Origin of the sequence: Burkholderia sp. Bp9031 (assembly GCF_003857965.1) — a bacterium.
Taxonomy (GTDB): domain Bacteria; phylum Pseudomonadota; class Gammaproteobacteria; order Burkholderiales; family Burkholderiaceae; genus Burkholderia; species Burkholderia ambifaria_A.
Genome location: NZ_QTPW01000019.1, coordinates 92,803 through 111,156, shown reverse-complemented (window position 1 = coordinate 111,156; position 18,354 = coordinate 92,803). Strand labels below are relative to the sequence as shown.

Annotated in this window: 18 protein-coding genes and 1 pseudogene; 12 read left to right on the top strand and 7 right to left on the bottom strand. The window is 65.3% G+C overall.

The window, feature by feature from the left end; all coding sequences use genetic code 11:
* Positions 1-16 precede the first annotated feature (16 nt).
* From DIE15_RS23340 to nadC, 4 genes are all read left to right on the top strand, one after another.
* The gene (locus DIE15_RS23340; protein ID WP_057926072.1) at positions 17-1,399 is read left to right on the top strand and encodes a mechanosensitive ion channel family protein; all 1,383 of its coding nucleotides are present in this window, start codon (positions 17-19) and stop codon (positions 1,397-1,399) included.
* A gap of 223 nt (positions 1,400-1,622) precedes the next feature.
* Positions 1,623-2,816, top strand: a complete 1,194-nt coding sequence (locus DIE15_RS23335; RefSeq protein ID WP_057926071.1) for an acyl-CoA desaturase — start codon at positions 1,623-1,625, stop codon at positions 2,814-2,816.
* Between the two features lie 257 nt (positions 2,817-3,073).
* Positions 3,074-4,210, top strand: coding sequence for a quinolinate synthase NadA (gene nadA / locus DIE15_RS23325; RefSeq protein ID WP_057926213.1), 1,137 nt, complete (start codon positions 3,074-3,076; stop codon positions 4,208-4,210).
* Positions 4,207-5,088: a carboxylating nicotinate-nucleotide diphosphorylase gene (nadC, locus tag DIE15_RS23320; protein ID WP_124834455.1), complete on the top strand. Its 882-nt coding sequence runs from the start codon at positions 4,207-4,209 to the stop codon at positions 5,086-5,088. The genes nadA and nadC overlap by 4 nt, the downstream gene beginning before the upstream one ends.
* A 91-nt stretch (positions 5,089-5,179) precedes the next feature.
* Here nadC and nadB read toward each other — a convergent pair whose 3' ends face one another.
* The 4 genes from nadB to radC form a co-directional block, all read right to left on the bottom strand.
* Entirely contained in the window at positions 5,180-6,769 is a 1,590-nt protein-coding gene (nadB, locus tag DIE15_RS23315) for an L-aspartate oxidase (protein ID WP_057926069.1), read from the bottom strand.
* 160 nt (positions 6,770-6,929) lie between these two features.
* Positions 6,930-7,097 carry a 50S ribosomal protein L33 gene (rpmG, locus tag DIE15_RS23310; protein WP_006478046.1) on the bottom strand — a complete coding sequence of 56 codons (168 nt, stop codon included), beginning with the start codon at positions 7,095-7,097 and terminating at the stop codon, positions 6,930-6,932.
* 17 nt (positions 7,098-7,114) lie between these two features.
* Complete coding sequence (rpmB, locus tag DIE15_RS23305; RefSeq protein ID WP_004186391.1) at positions 7,115-7,348, bottom strand: 50S ribosomal protein L28; 234 nt, start codon at positions 7,346-7,348, stop codon at positions 7,115-7,117.
* A gap of 238 nt (positions 7,349-7,586) precedes the next feature.
* Positions 7,587-8,366 carry a RadC family protein gene (radC, locus tag DIE15_RS23300; RefSeq protein ID WP_124834454.1) on the bottom strand — a complete coding sequence of 260 codons (780 nt, stop codon included), beginning with the start codon at positions 8,364-8,366 and terminating at the stop codon, positions 7,587-7,589.
* A gap of 135 nt (positions 8,367-8,501) precedes the next feature.
* Here radC and DIE15_RS23295 point away from each other — a divergent pair, with 135 nt between their 5' ends.
* The 8 genes and pseudogenes from DIE15_RS23295 to DIE15_RS23260 all read left to right on the top strand — a co-directional run.
* On the top strand, positions 8,502-8,957 hold the full coding sequence (locus DIE15_RS23295; RefSeq protein WP_057926067.1) for a peptidylprolyl isomerase: 456 nt from the start codon (positions 8,502-8,504) through the stop codon (positions 8,955-8,957).
* 2 nt (positions 8,958-8,959) lie between these two features.
* Positions 8,960-9,940, top strand: coding sequence for a 4-hydroxy-3-methylbut-2-enyl diphosphate reductase (gene ispH / locus DIE15_RS23290; RefSeq protein ID WP_057926066.1), 981 nt, complete (start codon positions 8,960-8,962; stop codon positions 9,938-9,940).
* A gap of 268 nt (positions 9,941-10,208) precedes the next feature.
* Positions 10,209-11,045, top strand: coding sequence for a branched-chain amino acid ABC transporter (locus DIE15_RS23285; protein ID WP_124834453.1), 837 nt, complete (start codon positions 10,209-10,211; stop codon positions 11,043-11,045).
* 211 nt (positions 11,046-11,256) lie between these two features.
* A complete protein-coding gene (locus DIE15_RS23280; protein ID WP_057926064.1) occupies positions 11,257-12,207 on the top strand; it encodes a branched-chain amino acid ABC transporter permease in 951 nt (316 codons plus the stop codon).
* A gap of 19 nt (positions 12,208-12,226) precedes the next feature.
* On the top strand, positions 12,227-13,396 hold the full coding sequence (locus tag DIE15_RS23275; protein ID WP_057926063.1) for an ABC transporter permease subunit: 1,170 nt from the start codon (positions 12,227-12,229) through the stop codon (positions 13,394-13,396).
* Positions 13,397-13,420: 24 nt separating this feature from the next.
* Entirely contained in the window at positions 13,421-14,197 is a 777-nt protein-coding gene (locus tag DIE15_RS23270) for an ABC transporter ATP-binding protein (protein ID WP_057926062.1), read from the top strand.
* The gene (locus tag DIE15_RS23265; protein WP_057926061.1) at positions 14,197-14,913 is read left to right on the top strand and encodes an ABC transporter ATP-binding protein; all 717 of its coding nucleotides are present in this window, start codon (positions 14,197-14,199) and stop codon (positions 14,911-14,913) included. The genes DIE15_RS23270 and DIE15_RS23265 overlap by 1 nt, the downstream gene beginning before the upstream one ends.
* Positions 14,914-15,013: 100 nt before the next feature.
* Positions 15,014-15,265, top strand: a pseudogene (locus DIE15_RS23260) (DUF2278 family protein); the annotation flags it as partial.
* 18 nt (positions 15,266-15,283) lie between these two features.
* Here DIE15_RS23260 and DIE15_RS23255 read toward each other — a convergent pair.
* The 3 genes from DIE15_RS23255 to DIE15_RS23245 form a co-directional block, all read right to left on the bottom strand.
* Positions 15,284-15,739, bottom strand: coding sequence for a GNAT family acetyltransferase (locus DIE15_RS23255; RefSeq protein WP_124834452.1), 456 nt, complete (start codon positions 15,737-15,739; stop codon positions 15,284-15,286).
* A 13-nt stretch (positions 15,740-15,752) separates the two neighbouring features.
* Positions 15,753-16,937, bottom strand: a complete 1,185-nt coding sequence (locus DIE15_RS23250) for an acetylornithine transaminase (protein ID WP_124834451.1) — start codon at positions 16,935-16,937, stop codon at positions 15,753-15,755.
* A gap of 294 nt (positions 16,938-17,231) precedes the next feature.
* A complete protein-coding gene (locus DIE15_RS23245) occupies positions 17,232-18,263 on the bottom strand; it encodes a CDP-6-deoxy-delta-3,4-glucoseen reductase (RefSeq protein ID WP_057926058.1) in 1,032 nt (343 codons plus the stop codon).
* Positions 18,264-18,354 lie beyond the last annotated feature (91 nt).

The window sequence follows — 18,354 nt, the reverse complement described above, 5'->3', positions numbered from 1 at the left end:
GCGACCCGGACGGACGATGGAGAGTCTGCAAAGCCGCCTGCTGTCGCACCGGCTGGCCTCGGTGATTCGCGATTTCCACCAGCCGGTGATGATCTGGCAGGCGGCGATCCTCGTCGGCGCGCTGTGTTTCGCATGGGTGGCGGCGCGCTTCGTGCACGGCCGGATCGATGCGCGCCGCAGGGCGGCCGGGCGCGTGCCCGGTGCGGGTGCGCAAAGCCTGAAGCGCGCGCTGTTCCCGTTGTTCGGCGGCATTTTCGTCGGCGTCGCGCAGCTCGCGTTCGACCCGTTCATGTCGACGTCGCTGCTGTCGCTCGCGCTCGTGCCGCTGTTCGGCATCGGGCTGATCTACGTGCTGTTCTTCTTTGCGCGGCGTGTGTTCGCGCGCGACGGACACTCGCATGCGTGGCTGTCGATCGTCGAGAAGATCGTGTCGACCGTCGTGTGGGCCGCGATGGTGCTGACCGTGCTCGGCATCCAGCGCGACGTGCTCGGCTGGCTCGACAGCGTGCAGTTCCGCGTTGCCAATGCGCATCTCACGCTGCTGTCGGTGATCTCCGGCGCGCTGTGGGTGTGCGTGACGCTGATGGTCGCGATGTGGCTCGGCTCGGTGTTCGAGGAGCGCCTCGCGCGCGCGAGCACGCTCGACGCGAACCTGAAGGTCGTGCTGTCGCGGGTCGGCCGCGCGCTGCTGGTGTTCGCGGCGATCCTGATCGGGCTGTCGCTCGTCGGCATCGACGTGACGGTGCTCGGGGTGTTCGGCGGCGCGGTGGGCGTCGGCCTCGGCTTCGGGTTGCAGAAGATCGCCAGCAACTACGTGTCGGGCTTCATCATCCTGCTCGATCGCTCGCTGCGGCTCGGCGATGCGATCAGCGTCGGCGGGCTGCAGGGCGTCGTCACGCAGATCCGCACGCGCTATACGGTCGTGCGTGGCCTCGACGGCAACGAGACGCTGATCCCGAACGAGAAGCTGATTACCGACGTCGTGCAGAACCAGTCGTCGTACCTGACGCGCGGTTACGCGAAGGTCGCCGTGCAGGTTGCCTATACGAGCGACGTCGAGCAGGCGCTGTCGGTGCTCGCGGAAGCCGCGGAGGGCGTGCCGCGCGTGCTCGCGGAGCCGGCGCCGACCCCGTACCTGGTCGGCTTCGGCGCCGACGGGATCGATCTGGAGCTCGGCTTCTGGATCGAGGATTCGGCGAAGGGCACGTCGGGCGTGCGTTCGGCCGTGAACCGCAACATCTGGCGGCTCTTCGGCGAGCACGGGATCTCGATCCCGTTTCCGCAGCGCGAAGTGCGCGTGGTCGGCCTGCCGGAGGGCTTTGCCACGACCGGCGTGGTGGCCGAGGGCGTGCCCGTGGCCGGCGGCGGCCCGGTGGACGGGCAGGCGTCGGCGGCTTAGGCACGGCGCGCGAGCCCGAATCGGGCAAGTTCGGCGGCCAGAACCGGATCGTGGAGCCTTCCGGGTCCGTCGATGGACTGTCCGCGTTGCGTCAAGACAAGAAAATATTCATTTTTTACAAAGACTTGGAACGGTTGAAGTAAAATTCCGGTCTACACGCGGTATGCTTTCATTTTTCTGACGCCTGCGCGAGCCGGCGTCGCTCTCATCACAGGTAACTGCCTTGTTGAATTCCCTGCTCGATTTTCTTTCCCACGGGCTCCTGCATTTTTCGTGGTGGCAGGTCGCGCTGTTCGCGCTGGCCGTCACGCACGTGACGATCATCGGCGTGACGGTCTATCTGCACCGCTGCCAGGCGCACCGCGCGCTGGAGCTGCATCCGATCGCGAGCCACTTCTTCCGCCTGTGGCTGTGGATGACGACCGGCATGCTGACGGGTCAGTGGGCCGCGATTCACCGCAAGCATCATGCGAAGTGCGAGACCGAGGAAGATCCGCACAGCCCGCAGACGCGCGGCATCTGGAAGGTGTTCCTCGAAGGCGCGGAACTGTATCGCGCGGAAGCGAAGAACGAAGAGACGATGCGCAAGTTTGGTCACGGCACGCCGAACGACTGGCTTGAACGCAATCTCTACTCGAAGTATCCGATTCTCGGCATCAGCATGATGATGGTAATCGACGTCGCGCTGTTCGGCGTGATCGGCCTGACCGTGTGGGCCGTGCAGATGGTCTGGATTCCGTTCTGGGCCGCCGGTGTCGTGAACGGCTTCGGCCACTTCTGGGGCTACCGCAACTTCAACTCGGCCGATGCGAGCACGAACCTGTTCCCGTGGGGCATCGTGATCGGCGGCGAAGAGCTGCACAACAACCACCACACGTTCGCGACGTCGGCGAAGCTGTCGAACAAGTGGTACGAGTTCGACATCGGCTGGATGTACATCCGCATCATGTCGGCATTTGGCCTCGCGAAGGTGAAGAAGGTCGCGCCGACGCCGCGCCTGAACAAGCCGAAGACGGTGCTCGACCAGGAAACGCTGCAGGCCGTGCTGTCGAACCGCTACGAAGTGATGGCGCGCTACGGCAAGGCCGTGAAGCGTGCGTACCGCCAGGAACTCGCGCACCTGAAGGAAATCGGCGGCGAGAAGTACCAGCTGATGCGCGGCGCGCGCAAGTGGTTCCACAAGGATGCCGACGGCCTCGACGAGCCGCAGAAGAAGCTGCTGCCGGAGATCTTCGCGAACAGCCAGAAGCTGCATACGTACTTCCAGCTGCGCCAGGATCTGGCCGCGATCTGGGATCGCTCGACCGCGTCGCGCGAACAGCTGCTCGCGCAATTGCAGGATTGGTGTCATCGCGCGGAACAAAGCGGCATCAAGTCGCTGCAGGAATTTGCGACGCGCCTGCGTCGCTACGCCTGATTCGAAATCGATTAGAATCTCAGGACGTCACAAACCCCGCGTTGGCGGGGTTTTTTCTTTTGGGCGGCCGGTTTTCGAAGGACGGCCGGAGGTGCCGGAAGTCGTGTGAGGATTGGGGGCGTGTCGACGTGGCGCCCCGGGGCGAATGTAGAGGATGGGGCTGGGGGTGGTGCGGAAGCGCCAACTCTGGTCGACCGCGAAGCATGGGACCAGAGTAAGCGCTAAAGCGCTAACTCTGGTCGACAGGAGATATGGAGATGCAATCGACGATCAAATCCGTCGAGTACGACCGGCCGGTCTCGGCAGGGACCGTCTGTGGCGTCGGGCAAGCGTGGGCCAAAGTGCCCGATGCACCGTCCGCCGAAGAACGCGCCGCACTGAAGGCGCGCATCAAGGCACTGCTCGCCCGTGAAAAGGCCGTGCTCGTCGCTCACTACTACGTGGATGCCGAACTGCAGGAGCTGGCCGACGAAACCGGCGGTTGCGTCGCCGATTCGCTCGAAATGGCTCGCTTCGGCCGCGACCACGACGCGCAGACGCTCGTCGTCGCCGGCGTGCGCTTCATGGGCGAAACCGCGAAGATCCTGAGCCCCGGCAAACGCGTACTGATGCCCGATCTCGATGCGACCTGCTCGCTCGATCTCGGCTGCCCGGTCGACGAATTCTCCGCGTTCTGCGATGCGCATCCCGACCGCACCGTCGTCGTCTACGCGAACACCAGCGCCGCCGTGAAGGCACGCGCGGACTGGATGGTCACGTCGTCGATCGGCCTCGAGATCGTCGCCGACCTGCACGCGCGCGGCGAGAAGATCATCTGGGCACCCGATCGCCATCTCGGCAGCTACATCCAGAAGAAAACCGGTGCGGACATGCTGCTGTGGCAGGGTTCGTGCCTCGTCCACGACGAATTCAAGGGCATCGAGCTCGACCTGCTGCGCGCGGAATACCCGGACGCAAAGGTGCTCGTGCATCCCGAGTCGCCGGAAAACGTCGTCGCACAGGCGGACGTCGTCGGCTCGACGACGCAGCTGATCGACGCAGCCGTGAAGTTCGACGCGACGCACTTCATCGTCGCGACCGATCTCGGCATCCTGCACAAGATGCAGCTCGCGGCGCCCGGCAAGACCTTCATCGCCGCGCCGACGGCCGGCAACAGCGCGACCTGCAAGAGCTGCGCGCATTGCCCGTGGATGGCGATGAACGGCCTCGCGAACCTCGCCGACGTGCTCGAACGCGGTCACAACGAGATCTTCGTCGATCCCGCGATCGGCGTGCGCGCGCGTCTGCCGATCGACCGGATGCTCGATTTCGCAGCGGCGCACAAGAAGCGCGTGCAGGCGAGCGGCGATCTGCAGCGCGACCAGCAACTGTTCGCGAACGTGGGGGCTGCATGACTGGCGCAGTCTCCCCGTTGTTCGAGGCCGTCCGCGCACAATACGGCGTTGCATTCGACGAAGCGATCGCGCGCAACGTCGCCGATGCGATCGCCGAAGACGTCGGCACCGGCGACCAGACCGGGCGCCTCGTGCCGGCCGGCGAGCGGCGCCGTGCGCGCATCATTGTGCGCGAGGAAGCGGTGCTGTGTGGCGTGCCGTGGTTCGAGGCCGTCATCGCGCGGATCGATCCGTCGATCACCGTGCAATGGCACTATCGCGAAGGCGACCGGATGACGTCGGATTCGACGGTCTGCGAACTCGAAGGGCCGGCGCGCGCGCTGTTGACGGCAGAGCGCAACGGGCTGAATTTCCTGCAATTGCTGTCGGGTGTCGCGAGCGCGACGCGCCGTTACGTCGATCGCGTCGAAGGCACGCGCGCGAAGATTCTCGATACGCGCAAGACGCTGCCGGGCCTGCGGCTCGCGCAGAAGTACGCGGTGCGGGTCGGTGGCGGCGAGAACCAGCGTCTCGCGCTGTACGACGGCATCCTGATCAAGGAAAACCACATCGCGGCAGCCGGCGGCGTCGGCGAAGCGCTCGATGCGGCGTTCGCGCTGGATTCGGGCGTGCCGGTGCAGGTCGAAGTCGAGACGCTCGCGCAGCTCGACACGGCGCTCGCGCATGGCGCGCAGTCGGTGCTGCTCGACAACTTCACGCTCGACATGATGTGCGAAGCGGTGCGCGTCGCGGCCGGCAAGGCCGTGCTCGAGGTGTCGGGCGGCGTCAATTTCGATACGGTGCGCACGTTCGCGGAGACGGGCGTCGACCGCATCTCGATCGGCGCGCTGACGAAGGACGTGCGCGCGACCGACTATTCGATGCGGATCATCGACTGACCGCGTGTCATACCGTCTGACGAAAAAGCCGTTGGCGCGCAACCGCCAACGGCTTTTTTTCTGTGTGTGGCAGCCGGGGAGGGTGTACCGGTCAGCGGCGGCGCAAGCGCGGCGTGAGCACGCTCGGCAGCGCCTTCGGTAGCGTGTGCGGCCAGTCGCGGCTGTAGTGCAGTCCGCGGCTTTCGCGGCGCGAGTATGCGCTCTTCACGATCAGCGTCGCGACGTCGACGAGATTGCGCAGCTCGAGCAGGTCTCGCGTCACGCGGAAATTCGCGTAGTACTCGTGGATCTCGTCGCGCAGCAGCGACAGCCGGTGCTTCGCGCGTTCGAGGCGTTTGTCGGTACGCACGATGCCGACGTAGTTCCACATCAGCCGGCGCAGTTCGTCCCAGTTGTGCGCGACGACGACTTCCTCGTCCGCATCCGATACGCGGCTTTCGTCCCACGCCGGCAGCGTGGCCGGCGCTTCGGCGTCGAAGCCGGCCGCTTCGATCGCCTCGGCGGCCGCGCGGCCGATCACGAGGCATTCGAGCAGCGAGTTGCTCGCGAGGCGGTTCGCGCCGTGCAGCCCCGTGTACGACGTTTCGCCGACCGCATACAGGCCAGCGAGATCGGTGCGCCCCGCGAGGTCGGTGACGACGCCGCCGCACGTGTAGTGCGCGGCCGGCACGACTGGAATCGGCTGCTTCGCGATGTCGATGCCGAATTCGAGGCAGCGCGCATGGATCGTCGGGAAGTGTTCGCGCAGGAACGCTTCCGGCTGATGGCTGATGTCGAGATACACGCAGTCGATCCCGCGCTTCTTGATCTCGAAGTCGATCGCGCGCGCGACGATGTCGCGCGGTGCGAGTTCCGCGCGTGGATCGTGCGCGGGCATGAAGCGCGTGCCGTCCGGCAGCTTCAGCAGGCCGCCTTCGCCGCGTACGGCTTCCGAAATCAGGAACGATTTCGCATACGGATGGAACAGGCAGGTCGGGTGGAACTGGATGAATTCCATGTTCGACACGCGGCAGCCCGCGCGCCACGCCATCGCGATGCCGTCGCCGGTCGCGGTGTCGGGGTTCGTCGTGTACAGGTAGACCTTGCCGGCGCCGCCGGTTGCGAGCACCGTGTGCGGCGCTTCGATCGTGATCGTGCGGTCGTTGTCGACGTCGAGCGCATACAGCCCGTGACAGCGGCGGCCGGGCAGGCCGAGCCGATCCGACGTGATCAGGTCGATCGCATGGTGGTTTTCGAAGAACGTGATGTTCGGATGCTGGCGAGCGCGGTCGGACAGCGTCGCGAGCACCGCATGGCCGGTCGCGTCGGCCGCGTGGATGATCCGGCGGTGACTGTGGCCGCCTTCGCGCGTCAGGTGGAAGCCGAGTTCGGCCGCATCGTCCTTCGTGAACGGCACGCCCTGCGAGATCAGCCATTCGATCGCTTCGCGGCCGTGCTCGACGATGTAGCGCGTCGCGCCTTCGTCGCACAGTCCGCCGCCGGCGACCAGCGTGTCGTCGACGTGGTTCTCGATGCTGTCCGCCGAGTCGAGGACGGCCGCGATGCCGCCTTGCGCGTTATCGCTCGCCCCCTCCATCATCGAACGTTTCGCGATCAGCGCGACACGTCGCGTGCTGGCCAGGTTGAGTGCGACCGACAGCCCTGCCAGGCCGCTGCCGACGATCGCCACGTCGAATTTCATGCTGCATCTCCATCGTTACGCTTTAGATCTTGTGCGTTCCGTCGGCCGTGACCGCGGAAAGGGGAGAGCATACCGCGTCGGGCTCGCGCGTGCGCGCAAAACAAAAAGCCCCGCATGTGCGGGGCTTTTCGGTCGCCGTCAGGCTAGCAGAAACCGGAGATTACTTGATCTTGGTTTCTTTGTATTCCACATGCTTGCGGACGACGGGATCGAACTTCTTGATCGCCATCTTTTCCGGCATGTTGCGCTTGTTCTTCGTGGTCGTGTAGAAGTGACCCGTACCAGCGGTCGACTCGAGCTTGATCTTGTCGCGTGCGCCTTTTGCCATGATTATGCTCCTTGGGCTTAGGCTTCGCCGCGTGCGCGCAGGTCAGCGAGCACGGAATCGATGCCGTTCTTGTCGATCAGGCGCAGGCCGGCGTTCGAAACGCGCAGGCGCACCCAGCGGTTTTCGCTCTCCACCCAGAACCGGCGGTTTTGCAGGTTCGGCAGGAAGCGGCGCTTCGTCTTGTTGTTTGCGTGGGAAACGTTGTTGCCGCTCATCGGCGCTTTCCCAGTTACTTGGCATACGCGTGCCATGAGAGCACTCCTAATACGCTAAATTCGGGGTTCGATCGCCGATGAAGGTTCCATCGCACCGCCACGTGATCCATGGCTGCACTCAGAACGCCGAAGCCTTTACAGACAAGGCCCTTCGATGGCTAGAACTGGTTGGAAAAAAGACAGACGACGATTCTAGCAGAAAAAGTTCCGAAAAATCAAACCCAATTTCGCTTCGTCGTTGCGGCGCCCCCGGGGTGGGGTGCCGGGCCACAGTCTACAACCAACCGGCGCGTGCGAACGAAAATGTATCAGCTGTGCCGACGACGACGTGATCGAGCAGCTTTGCGTCGACGAGCGTGAGCGCGTCGTGCAGCGCGCGCGTCAGGCGGCGGTCTTCCGCACTCGGCTGTACGGCACCGGACGGGTGGTTGTGCGCGATGATCAGCGCGGCGGCATTCAGCGCGAGCGCGCGGCGCACGATCTCGCGCGGATAGACGGCCATGCGCGTCAGCGAGCCGCGCGCGCTTTCTTCCACGTCGATGAGGCAGTGACGGGCATCCAGGTACAGCGTGACGAACACCTCGTACGGACGCGTGCCGATTCGCAGCCGCAGATAGTCCTCGACGGCGCCCGGCGAATCGATCAGCGTGCGCGTGCGTGCCTTTTCGGCCAGCGCGCGTCGCACGATCTCGGTCACGGCGATCAGCAGCGCGGAGCGCGCCGCGCCGATGCCGGGGTGTGTCGCGAACACGTGCGGCTCCGCGTCGAGCATGTCGCGCAGCGAGCCGCCGAACCGGGCGAGCAGCGCGCGGGCGCTGGCGAACACGTCGCGGCCGCCGCCGCCGGTGCCGAGCAGCAGCGCGATCAGTTCGGCGTCGGTCAGCGAGTCCGGGCCGCGCTCCAGCAGCCGCTCGCGCGGCAGGTCGGGGCGCCAATTCCGCGGGCGGCGCTTGCGCGGCAGCTCGGCGGTGCCGATACGGCGGGCCGCAGCGGCCGTGGCTTCGGCGGTGTCGCGACATTCGGTCGCCGGGGCGACGGGGCAGGGTGACAGCATGATCGAAACTCCATTGGCGGCGTGCGTGTGCGCGACGTCGTCGCACTTTCAGCCTTGCGCGCTCAGGTGACTTACAATATTGGCTTTGCGCCGGGCCTTTCGGCCAGTTCGGGCGCCGACGAACACGAGTCATTCATGAGCATCATCGATCTATCCGAAGTGAAGCCCGGTTCCCATGTCACACTGCATTACCGGCTTGCGCTGGCCGACGGCGCCGACATCGTCAACACCTTCTCCGACAAGCCCGCCACGCTGCTGCTCGGCGCGGGGCAACTGGCGCCCTCGCTGGAACAGATTCTGATCGGGCTCAGGGTCGGCGACCATTCGACTTTTCAGCTAACGCCCGAACAGGGGTTCGGTCCCCGCAATCCCGACATGCTCCAGCGCGTGACGCTGTCGACGCTGCGCGAGAACGGGATGGTCGGCGACGATTTCACGCCGGGCGACCTGATCGAGTTCAACGCGCCGGACGGCGGCCGCTATGCAGGGGTGCTGAAGGAAGTCAGCGAAACCTCGGCGCTGTTCGACTTCAATCATCCGCTCGCGGGCCAAGCGCTCACGTTCGAAGTGAAAATCATCGGAATCCTGTAATCATGAGCACCACCGATACGCTGTCCGGGCAGACCGTCGCCGCCGATGCCGAAATCCTGCTGGCCCAGCCGCGCGGCTTCTGCGCGGGGGTCGATCGCGCAATCGAGATCGTCGAGCGCGCGATCGCGATGCACGGTGCGCCGATCTACGTCCGTCACGAGATCGTCCACAACAAGTACGTGGTCGAGGATCTGAAGAAGAAGGGCGCGATCTTCGTCGAGGAGCTCGAGGAAGTGCCGGCCGGCAACACCGTGATCTTCAGCGCGCACGGCGTGTCGAAGGCCGTGCGCGACGAGGCGGACGTGCGCGGGTTGCGCATTTACGACGCAACCTGCCCGCTCGTCACGAAGGTGCACGTCGAAGTGGCGAAGATGCGCCAGGACGGCGTCGACATCGTGATGATCGGCCACAAGGGTCACCCGGAAGTCGAAGGCACGATGGGGCAGGTCGAGCGCGGCATGCACCTCGTCGAAAGCGTCGAGGACGTGCAGAAACTCGAACTTGCCGATCCCGAGCGCATTGCGCTCGTCACGCAGACGACGCTGTCCGTCGATGACGCGGCCGAGATCATCGGCGCGCTGAAGGCGAAATACCCGAAGATCCGCGAGCCGAAGAAGCAGGACATCTGCTACGCGACGCAGAACCGCCAGGATGCGGTGAAGTTCATGGCGCCGCAGTGCGACGTCGTGATCGTCGTCGGCAGCCCGAACAGCTCGAATTCGAGCCGCCTGCGCGAAGTGGCCGAGAAGCGCGGCGTGGCCGCGTACATGGTCGACGCACCCGAGCAGATCGATCCGGCGTGGGTGGCCGGCAAGCGCCGCATCGGCGTGACGGCCGGCGCATCGGCGCCCGAAGTGCTCGCCCAGGCCGTGATCGCGCGGCTGCGCGAACTCGGCGTGCGCAACGTCCGCGCACTCGACGGCATCGAGGAAAACGTGTCGTTTCCGCTGCCGCGCGGGCTGAACCTGCCGCCTGCCGCCTGATTGCCGCATCACACCGCAGTACCCCGAAGCGCGCCTCCCGGCGCGCTTTTTTTTGCGTCACGAAAACGAAATCGCAACCATTATTCACATTAATAGTGCAACCCGGTTGCTATACCCTTGCTTAACCGTCTCTCAAAATTGGTTGCAATGCAGGAAAACCCCATCGAATCAGGATTATTGGCGTCCTGTAAATGGAGTTACAATGCGCCCGTTTTCAGGCCGGAATGGCTTTGAAACAAGGTTTTGGCAAGGCGCGGGAGACCACTCGATGCATGTGAAGTTGGCTTACGCCATGTCTGTCGCCGCACCGGTTGCAATGCTTACCGGTTGCAGAAAAAAGAGCGACGACGGGGCGGGCAGGGAGGCTGCGGCATACGCCGTACCGGCGGCCAGCGACGTGCGCGCTGCCAGAACCGGTCGTGCGGCGCCGTCGGCGTGCCGCATTGCGCAATCGGACAGTGACAAGGATAACGGGGCACGTTTGGCGATCGAGGAATTCAACGCGCAGGGCCCGAAGATCGGCATGCATTCGTCACGGCGGGCAAGACGCGCCGGCGGCATGGCGACCAACCGGGCGACGGGCACGCGGTTGGCCCGACGACGGGCCGCCGACCGTGATGCGGCAGCAGGGCGCGTTGAACGACGGACGGCCGGGTTTCGGGGCAACGCAGGCAACGTGCAGATGTCACTGGTCCCCTTTCATTTCGATTCGACGAAACAGCGTGTCGCCGCGGCTCACCGCGTCGCGGCGGGCAGTCTGCTTCGTTTCACGAATTCCGACGCAGTCCTGACGAAAGTCGGGTGCCACCTTCGCGATGCCGGTTCGGGCGCCGCGCGGGCGGCGGCGGACGGCCCGCTTGCAACGCAGGCGACGGCGTCCGGCATCGGAGCGCAAATCCTTGGCGACAACGGCATGTGCGCCGTCAAGGTGGTCGAGCTCGCGGGCGACGCGGCGCGGAACCTGATCTGTCCGGACGCGGGGTTCGCACCGGCCGTGACGGAAAAAGGCATGGCATTCGGGAAACCGGAGACCGGCCGCTTCAGCACGCTGCCCTACGACTTCAAGGAGGCCAAGTACACCGTCCTCGATGTCGTGACGATTTAGCGACGGGACTCTTGATGGCACCGGAACAGTGCGGTGCTGTTTTTGTATCCGCTCCGGCGGCAAGTCCGGCCGTACAGGCCGGGCGGCGCGCGCCGGGACGATCCACCCTTACCGGTATCGACTAGTACCCGCAGTGTCGCCGAGAAGGCGCGATTCCTCGCTTACCCGCGGGGCGCAACGTCCTCCGGCAGCACGGGCCAAGGAGCTTTAAATGGATATTTTCGTCCAGCAGGTTCTCAACGGGCTGGTGCTCGGCAGTGTGTACGCCATCATCGCGTTGGGCTACACGATGGTGTACGGCATTCTCGGCATCATCAACTTCGCGCACGGCGACGTGCTGATGATCGGCGCGATGGTCGCCCTGTCGGCGATCACCGTGCTGCAGAACCACTTCCCCGAACTCGGCAACGTCGCGACGCTGACGATCGGCCTGGGCATCGCCGCGATCGTCTGCGCCTGCGTGGGCTACACGATCGAGCGCGTCGCGTACCGGCCGCTGCGCCGCGCACCGCGCCTCGCCCCGCTGATCACCGCGATCGGCGTGTCGATCCTGCTGCAGACCGCCGCGATGATCATCTGGTCGCGCAACCCGCTGCCGTTCCCGCAATTGCTGCCGACCGACCCGATCAACGTGATCAAGGCGACCGACACGACGCCCGGCGCCGTGATCTCGGTGACCGAAATCGTGATCATCGCGGTGGCGTTCATCGTGATGGCCGGCCTGCTGCTGCTCGTGCACAAGACCAAGCTCGGTCGCGCGATGCGTGCGATTGCCGAAAGCCCGAACACCGCGAGCCTGATGGGCGTGAACCCGAACTTCGTGATCTCCGCGACGTTCATGATCGGCTCCGCGCTCGCCGCGCTGGCCGGCGTGATGATCGCGTCCGAATACGGCAACGTGCACTTCTACATGGGCTTCATCCCGGGCATGAAGGCGTTCACGGCGGCGGTGCTCGGCGGGATCGGCAACCTCGGCGGCGCGATGGTCGGCGGCGTGGTGCTCGGCCTGATCGAGCAGCTCGGCGCGGGCTACATCGGCAACCTCACGGGCGGCGTATTCGGCAGTAACTACCAGGACGTGTTCGCATTCATCGTGCTGATCATCGTGCTGGTGTTCCGTCCGTCGGGCCTGCTGGGCGAACGTGTCGCGGATCGCGCGTAACGGAAGGGGAGCAAACAACATGACATCCATTCAACCGATCGAATCCTCGACGTCGCTCGTCGAAGAGCGCAACACCGCCAAGACCGTCATCATCGGCATCCTGACCGCGGCCTTCGTGATCGCCGCGCCGATCATCATCGGCTCGGCCGGCGGCAACTACTGGGTCCGCGTGCTCGACTTCGCGATGCTGTACGTGATGCTCGCGCTGGGCCTGAACGTGGTGGTCGGCTTCGCCGGCCTGCTCGACTTGGGCTACATCGCGTTCTACGCGGTGGGCGCGTACACGGCGGCGCTGCTGAGCTCGCCGCACTTGAGCTCGCAGTTCGAGTGGATCGCGGCGCTCGCGCCGAACGGGCTGCACGTGCCGTTCCTGCTCATCGTGCCGATCGCGATGGCGCTGGCGGCGACCTTCGGGATCCTGCTCGGCGCGCCGACGCTGCGCCTGCGCGGCGACTACCTGGCGATCGTGACGCTCGGTTTCGGTGAAATCGTCCGGATCTTCATGAACAACCTCGACCGTCCGGTGAACATCACCAACGGCCCGAAGGGGATCACGGGCATCGATCCGGTGCACGTCGGCGGCTTCAACCTGTCGCAGACGCACTCGCTGTTCGGCATCCAGCTGCCGTCGGTGTACATGTACTACTACCTGTTCGTGCTGTGCTCGCTGCTGGTGATCTGGGTGTGTACGCGCCTGCAGCATTCGCGTATCGGCCGCGCATGGGCGGCGATCCGCGAAGACGAGATCGCGGCGAAGGCGATGGGCATCAACACGCGTAACGTGAAGCTGCTCGCGTTTGCGATGGGCGCGTCGTTCGGTGGCCTGTCGGGTGCGATGTTCGGTTCGTTCCAGGGCTTCGTGTCGCCGGAGTCGTTCACGTTCTGGGAATCGATCGTGGTGCTGGCCTGCGTGGTGCTCGGCGGCATGGGCCACATCCCGGGCGTGATCCTGGGTGCGGTGCTGCTCGCGATCTTCCCGGAATTCCTGCGCTCGACGATGAGCCCGCTGCAGCATGCGATCTTCGGCCACGACATCGTCGATACCGAAGTGATCCGTCAGGCGCTGTACGGACTCGCGATGGTGGTCATCATGCTGTATCGCTCGGAAGGCCTGTGGCCCGCGCCGAAGCATGAGGACAAGATCGCGAAACTGGCAAAGCGCAACAGCAAGAAGCCGGTGCGCGCTTAACCGACGGACAAGGGGATATCACACATGAGCGACAAACAAATCCGACTGTCCGTCAAAGGCGTGAACAAGCGCTTCGGCGGCCTGCAGGCGCTGTCCGACGTCGGCCTCGAGATCAAGGAAGGCGAGATCTACGGGCTGATCGGCCCGAACGGTGCCGGCAAGACGACGTTCTTCAACGTGATCACGGGTCTTTACACGCCGGACTCCGGCGAGTTCAGGCTCGACGGCACGCAATACCAGCCGACCGCGGTGCACCAGGTCGCGAAGACGGGCATCGCGCGCACGTTCCAGAACATCCGGCTGTTCGGCGGGATGACCGCACTCGAGAACGTGATGGTGGGCCGCCACGTGCGCACCAAGCACGGGCTGCTCGGCGCGGTGTTCCAGACGCCGGCCGAACGCCAGGAAGAGCGCGAGATCAAGGAACGCGCGATCGAGCTGCTCGAATACGTCGGCGTGCTGCAGTACGCGGACTACACGTCGCGCAACCTGTCGTACGGCCACCAGCGCCGTCTCGAGATTGCGCGGGCCCTTGCGACCGACCCGAAGCTGCTCGCGCTCGACGAGCCGGCGGCCGGGATGAACGCGACCGAGAAGGTCGAACTGACGCGCCTGCTCGACAAGATCCGCTCGGACGGTCGCACGATCCTCTTGATCGAGCACGACGTGAAGCTCGTGATGGGGTTATGCAACCGGATGACGGTGCTCGATTACGGCAAGGTGATCGCCGAGGGTCTGCCGCAGGACGTGCAGAAGAATCCGAAGGTGATTGAGGCATATCTCGGCGCAGGGGTGCACTGATGGCAGCGGCAATGTTGAAAATCAAGGGCTTGCAGGTCAACTACGGCGGCATCCAGGCCGTCAAGGGTGTTGACATGGAAGTCCGCCAGGGCGAGCTCGTGACGCTGATCGGCGCGAACGGCGCAGGCAAGACCACGACGATGAAGGCGATCACGGGCCTGAAGCCGTACTCGGCGGGCGACATCGAGTACGACGGCAAGTCGATCAAGGGCGTGCCTGCGCACGAACTGCTCAAGCGCGGCCTCGCGATGGTGCCGGAAGGCCGCGGGATCTTCGCGCGGATGTCGATCGTCGAGAACATGCAGATGGGCGCGTACCTGCGCAACGACAAGGAGCAGATCAAGAAGGACGTCGACCGGATGTTCGGCTTCTTCCCGCGCCTGAAGGAGCGTGCGACGCAGCTCGCGGGCACGCTGTCGGGCGGCGAGCAGCAGATGCTGGCGATGTCGCGCGCGATTCTGTCCAAGCCGAAGCTGCTGCTGCTCGACGAGCCGTCGATGGGCCTGTCGCCGATCATGGTCGAGAAGATCTTCGAAGTGGTGCGCGAGATCTCGAAGGAGGGGATCACGGTGCTGCTGGTCGAGCAGAACGCACGCCTCGCGCTGCAGGCGGCCGACCGCGGCTACGTGATGGACTCGGGCACGGTCACGATGGAAGGCGACGCGAAGAAGATGCTCGACGATCCGAAGGTGCGGGCCGCGTATCTGGGCGAGTAAAACAGCGGATCTGGTGCGGCGCGGCGGCGGATGCCGGCGTGCCGCGCAAGGACGTTCGAAAAGCTGTCACGGGATGCCGTGACAGCTTTTTTTTCGTGCTTTTCGTGCCGCGTATTCGGAGGGCAACGGCATTCACGACACGCACATGAACCAGGGTTCGACGGGCTCGAACTACCTGCACCGCGCGGGCGATGACCACAACGATCACAACGACGTGTGGCAGGACGGCGCGCTGATCGTGCGCGTGAGCGAGTCGCAATGGGCCGCGTATTGCGCGGCGTTCGGGCAGCAGGCCGTGCCGACCGACGCGCTCGGCAACCCACTGCCGGGCGCGGTGCCGATCACGCGCTGAGGGTGGCGACTGCCGGCGTCAGGCGGCCGGCAGTGTCTTGCCGAACGAGATGCGTTCTTCGACGCGATAGCCGAGCGCCGCATAGAAGCGGCACGCATCGTCGTTGCCGGGCAGTACCTGCAGGTTGATCTTCAGGCAGCCGCGCGCGGCGAGCGCGCGTTCCGCATGCGCGATCAGCGCGCGGCCGATGCCGAGTCGCCGCGCGTCGTGCGACACGCCGAACGAGTAGAGCCAGCCGCGATGTCCGTCGAAACCCGCCATCAGCGTGCCGACGACCCGCGCGCCGCAGGTCGCGACGAAGAACAGCTCCGGCTGCGTTGCGAACTTCAGCTCGATCGATCGCAGCGGATCGCGGTGCGGCGGCGCACCGGCTTCGTCGTACTGCGGGAACGCGTCGCGCCAGACTGCAAGCACGGCATCGGTGTCGGCGCGTTCGAACGGGCGGATGGCGACAGCATCGGCGGCGGCATCCATCGCGGGGGTCTCCTTAGAGCGTATCGAGGATCGACCGCAGCATCGCCATCATCTGGTCGATTTCCTCGGTCGTCACGTTCAGCGCGGGCATGAAGCGCAGCAGGTTCGGGCGGGCTGCGTTGAGCAGCAGGCCGTCGGGCTGCATGTCGCGCGCCTTCTCGACGATCTGCGGGCCGATGTCCTTGCCGAGCAGCAGCGCGCGCAGCAGGCCTTCGCCGCGTTCGCCTTCGAAGCCGCGCTCCTCCGACAGTTCGAGCAGCTTGCGCTTCAGGTATTCGCTGCGCGCGCGCACGCCTTCGAGGAAGCCCGGCGCGACGAGCTGCGAGATCACCGAATAGCCGGCCGCCGTCATCAGCGGGTTGCCGTTATACGTGCCGCCCTGGTCGCCGGCCTCGAACACCGCGACGTTGGCCTTCGACAGCAGCGCGCCGAGCGGCACGCCGCCGCCGATGCCTTTCGCGAGCGTCATGATGTCCGGCTCGATGCCGGACAGCTCGTACGCGAACAGCGTGCCGGCGCGCCCGCAGCCGCTCTGCACTTCGTCGACGATCAGCAGCAGGTTGTGCTGCTTCGTCAGCGCGCGCAGCGCCTGCATGAATTCACGCGTCGCCGGAATCACGCCGCCTTCGCCCTGGATCGGCTCGAGCATCACCGCGACGGTCTTGCCGGTGATCAGCTTCTCGACCGAGTTGATGTCGTTCAGCTCGGCCTTCGGGAAGCCCGGCACCTGCGGTGCGTAGATCGTGTCCCAGCCCGGCTTGCCGCTGGCCGACATCGTCGCGAGCGTGCGGCCGTGGAAGCTGTGGTCGAACGTGATGATCTCGTATGCGCCGTTCTTGAACTTGCGGCCCCACTTGCGCGCGAGCTTGATCGCGCCTTCGTTCGCTTCCGCGCCGCTGTTCGTGAAGAACACCTTGTCGAATACGCTGTGCTGCGTGAGCAGGTCCGCGAGCTTCGCCATCGGTTCGTTGTAGAACGCGGGCGACGGGTTCAGCAGCTTCTCGGCCTGCGTCTTCAGCGCTTCGACGATGCCGTCGTTGCAGTGGCCGAGACTGTTGACGGCCCAGCCCTGAATGAAGTCCAGATAGCGCTTGCCCGTGTGATCGTAGAGCCACGAACCCTTGCCGTGCGTAAACACGATGTCGGGGCGGTTCGTGATGTACATCAGCGAGTCGATCGGGTAATCGTTCAGGGGCATGGCAGCAGACTCCAGCGGGCGTTGAAAGGGAAACGGGCAATAAAAAAGCCACGGAAGGCCGTGGCTGGTGGATCGAACAGCTTGTGCGTAACCGGTGAAGCGGAGAAGGGTTACGCGCGAGTCCGTGACGAGCCGGCGGCATCCGGGCGGAGCGGCGAGCGGCGACGTCGGAGAGCGGACAGGAAGCGGTTCATGTGCGCAAGCATAAGGCATCCCGCGCCCCACTGTAAACCGCCGCGATGCCACGGATGTGACACGGCGGCGCGCAGCGGGGGACGCGGGCGCGCCCGGTGTTCAGACCGGATGCGCGAGATCGGCGGCGCTCGTGAACGAATCCGCGTAGAACTCGTCGGCCGGCAGCGCGTGGTGCTGCGTGAAGTCGCGCTGCGCGGATTCAACCATCACCGGCGCGCCGCATGCGTACACCTGATGGCCCGACAGATCGGGCAGGTCCTCGATCACCGCGCGGTGGACGAAGCCGGTGCGGCCGGTCCACTGGTCGGCGTCGTCCGGTTCGGACAGCACCGGCACGTACGTGAAGTTCGGGATCTCGCGCGCCCATTGCTCGGCGAGCTCGCCGAGGTAGATGTCCTGCTTGCGGCGAGCACCCCAGTACAGCGTCATCGGGCGCGTGATGCCCGTGTGCTTCACGTGCTCGACGATCGCCTTGATCGGCGCGAAGCCGGTGCCCGACGCGAGCAGCACGATCGGCTTGTCGGAGTCCTCGCGCAGGAAGAACGTGCCGAGCGGGCCTTCGAAGCGCAGGATGTCGCGCTCCTTCATCGCGCCGAACACGTGGTCGGTGAACTTGCCGCCCGGCATGTGGCGGATGTGCAGCTCGATCGGGCCTTCCTCGTGCGGCGCGTTCGCCATCGAGTAGCTGCGACGCGAGCCGTCCTTCAGGATGAATTCGACGTACTGCCCCGCGAGGTATTGCAGGCGCTCGTTGGCGGGCAGCTGCAGCTTCACGACCATCACGTCGTCGGCGCGGCGCTCGAGCGCGGCGATCCGGCACGGCAGCTTCTTCACCTGCACGCCGTCGACGCCGGCGATTTCACGCACGTCGATCTCGAGGTCGCATTGCGCCTTCGAGCAGCACAGCAGCGCGAGGCCGCGCGTGCGTTCGTCGTTGGACAATGCCGACGCGGCGTGCGGGCCTTGTTCGATCTGGCCCGACACGATCTGGCCCTTGCAGGAGCCGCACGCGCCGTTCTTGCACCCGTACGGCAGATGGACGTTCTGGCGCAGCGCCGCCGCCAGCACGGTTTCGTCCGACTCGACCTGGAACTGCCGGCCGCTTTGCTTGAGAGTAACGTTGAATGCCATAGAACCAAATAGAACAAAATGTGGGGACCGTGCATGTCGCGCACGGCAGCTACAATGCAAACCCGTTGCGCGCCGCGCAACGGTGGCTACT

Excerpts from the sequence above, each read along its gene's own strand:
- nadB (WP_057926069.1), bottom strand. The coding sequence starts at position 6,769 with ATGAAATTCGACGTGGCGATCGTCGGCAGCGGCCTGGCAGGGCTGTCG.
- DIE15_RS23245 (WP_057926058.1), bottom strand. The coding sequence starts at position 18,263 with ATGGCATTCAACGTTACTCTCAAGCAAAGCGGCCGGCAGTTCCAGGTC.
- rpmG (WP_006478046.1), bottom strand. The coding sequence starts at position 7,097 with ATGGCAAAAGGCGCACGCGACAAGATCAAGCTCGAGTCGACCGCTGGT.
- DIE15_RS23340 (WP_057926072.1), top strand. The coding sequence starts at position 17 with ATGGAGAGTCTGCAAAGCCGCCTGCTGTCGCACCGGCTGGCCTCGGTG.
- DIE15_RS23270 (WP_057926062.1), top strand. The coding sequence starts at position 13,421 with ATGAGCGACAAACAAATCCGACTGTCCGTCAAAGGCGTGAACAAGCGC.
- nadA (WP_057926213.1), top strand. The coding sequence starts at position 3,074 with ATGCAATCGACGATCAAATCCGTCGAGTACGACCGGCCGGTCTCGGCA.
- DIE15_RS23250 (WP_124834451.1), bottom strand. The coding sequence starts at position 16,937 with ATGCCCCTGAACGATTACCCGATCGACTCGCTGATGTACATCACGAAC.
- rpmB (WP_004186391.1), bottom strand. The coding sequence starts at position 7,348 with ATGGCACGCGTATGCCAAGTAACTGGGAAAGCGCCGATGAGCGGCAAC.
- DIE15_RS23255 (WP_124834452.1), bottom strand. The coding sequence starts at position 15,739 with ATGGATGCCGCCGCCGATGCTGTCGCCATCCGCCCGTTCGAACGCGCC.
- DIE15_RS23275 (WP_057926063.1), top strand. The coding sequence starts at position 12,227 with ATGACATCCATTCAACCGATCGAATCCTCGACGTCGCTCGTCGAAGAG.
- DIE15_RS23265 (WP_057926061.1), top strand. The coding sequence starts at position 14,197 with ATGGCAGCGGCAATGTTGAAAATCAAGGGCTTGCAGGTCAACTACGGC.
- ispH (WP_057926066.1), top strand. The coding sequence starts at position 8,960 with ATGAGCACCACCGATACGCTGTCCGGGCAGACCGTCGCCGCCGATGCC.
- DIE15_RS23285 (WP_124834453.1), top strand. The coding sequence starts at position 10,209 with ATGCATGTGAAGTTGGCTTACGCCATGTCTGTCGCCGCACCGGTTGCA.
- DIE15_RS23280 (WP_057926064.1), top strand. The coding sequence starts at position 11,257 with ATGGATATTTTCGTCCAGCAGGTTCTCAACGGGCTGGTGCTCGGCAGT.
- radC (WP_124834454.1), bottom strand. The coding sequence starts at position 8,366 with ATGCTGTCACCCTGCCCCGTCGCCCCGGCGACCGAATGTCGCGACACC.
- DIE15_RS23295 (WP_057926067.1), top strand. The coding sequence starts at position 8,502 with ATGAGCATCATCGATCTATCCGAAGTGAAGCCCGGTTCCCATGTCACA.
- nadC (WP_124834455.1), top strand. The coding sequence starts at position 4,207 with ATGACTGGCGCAGTCTCCCCGTTGTTCGAGGCCGTCCGCGCACAATAC.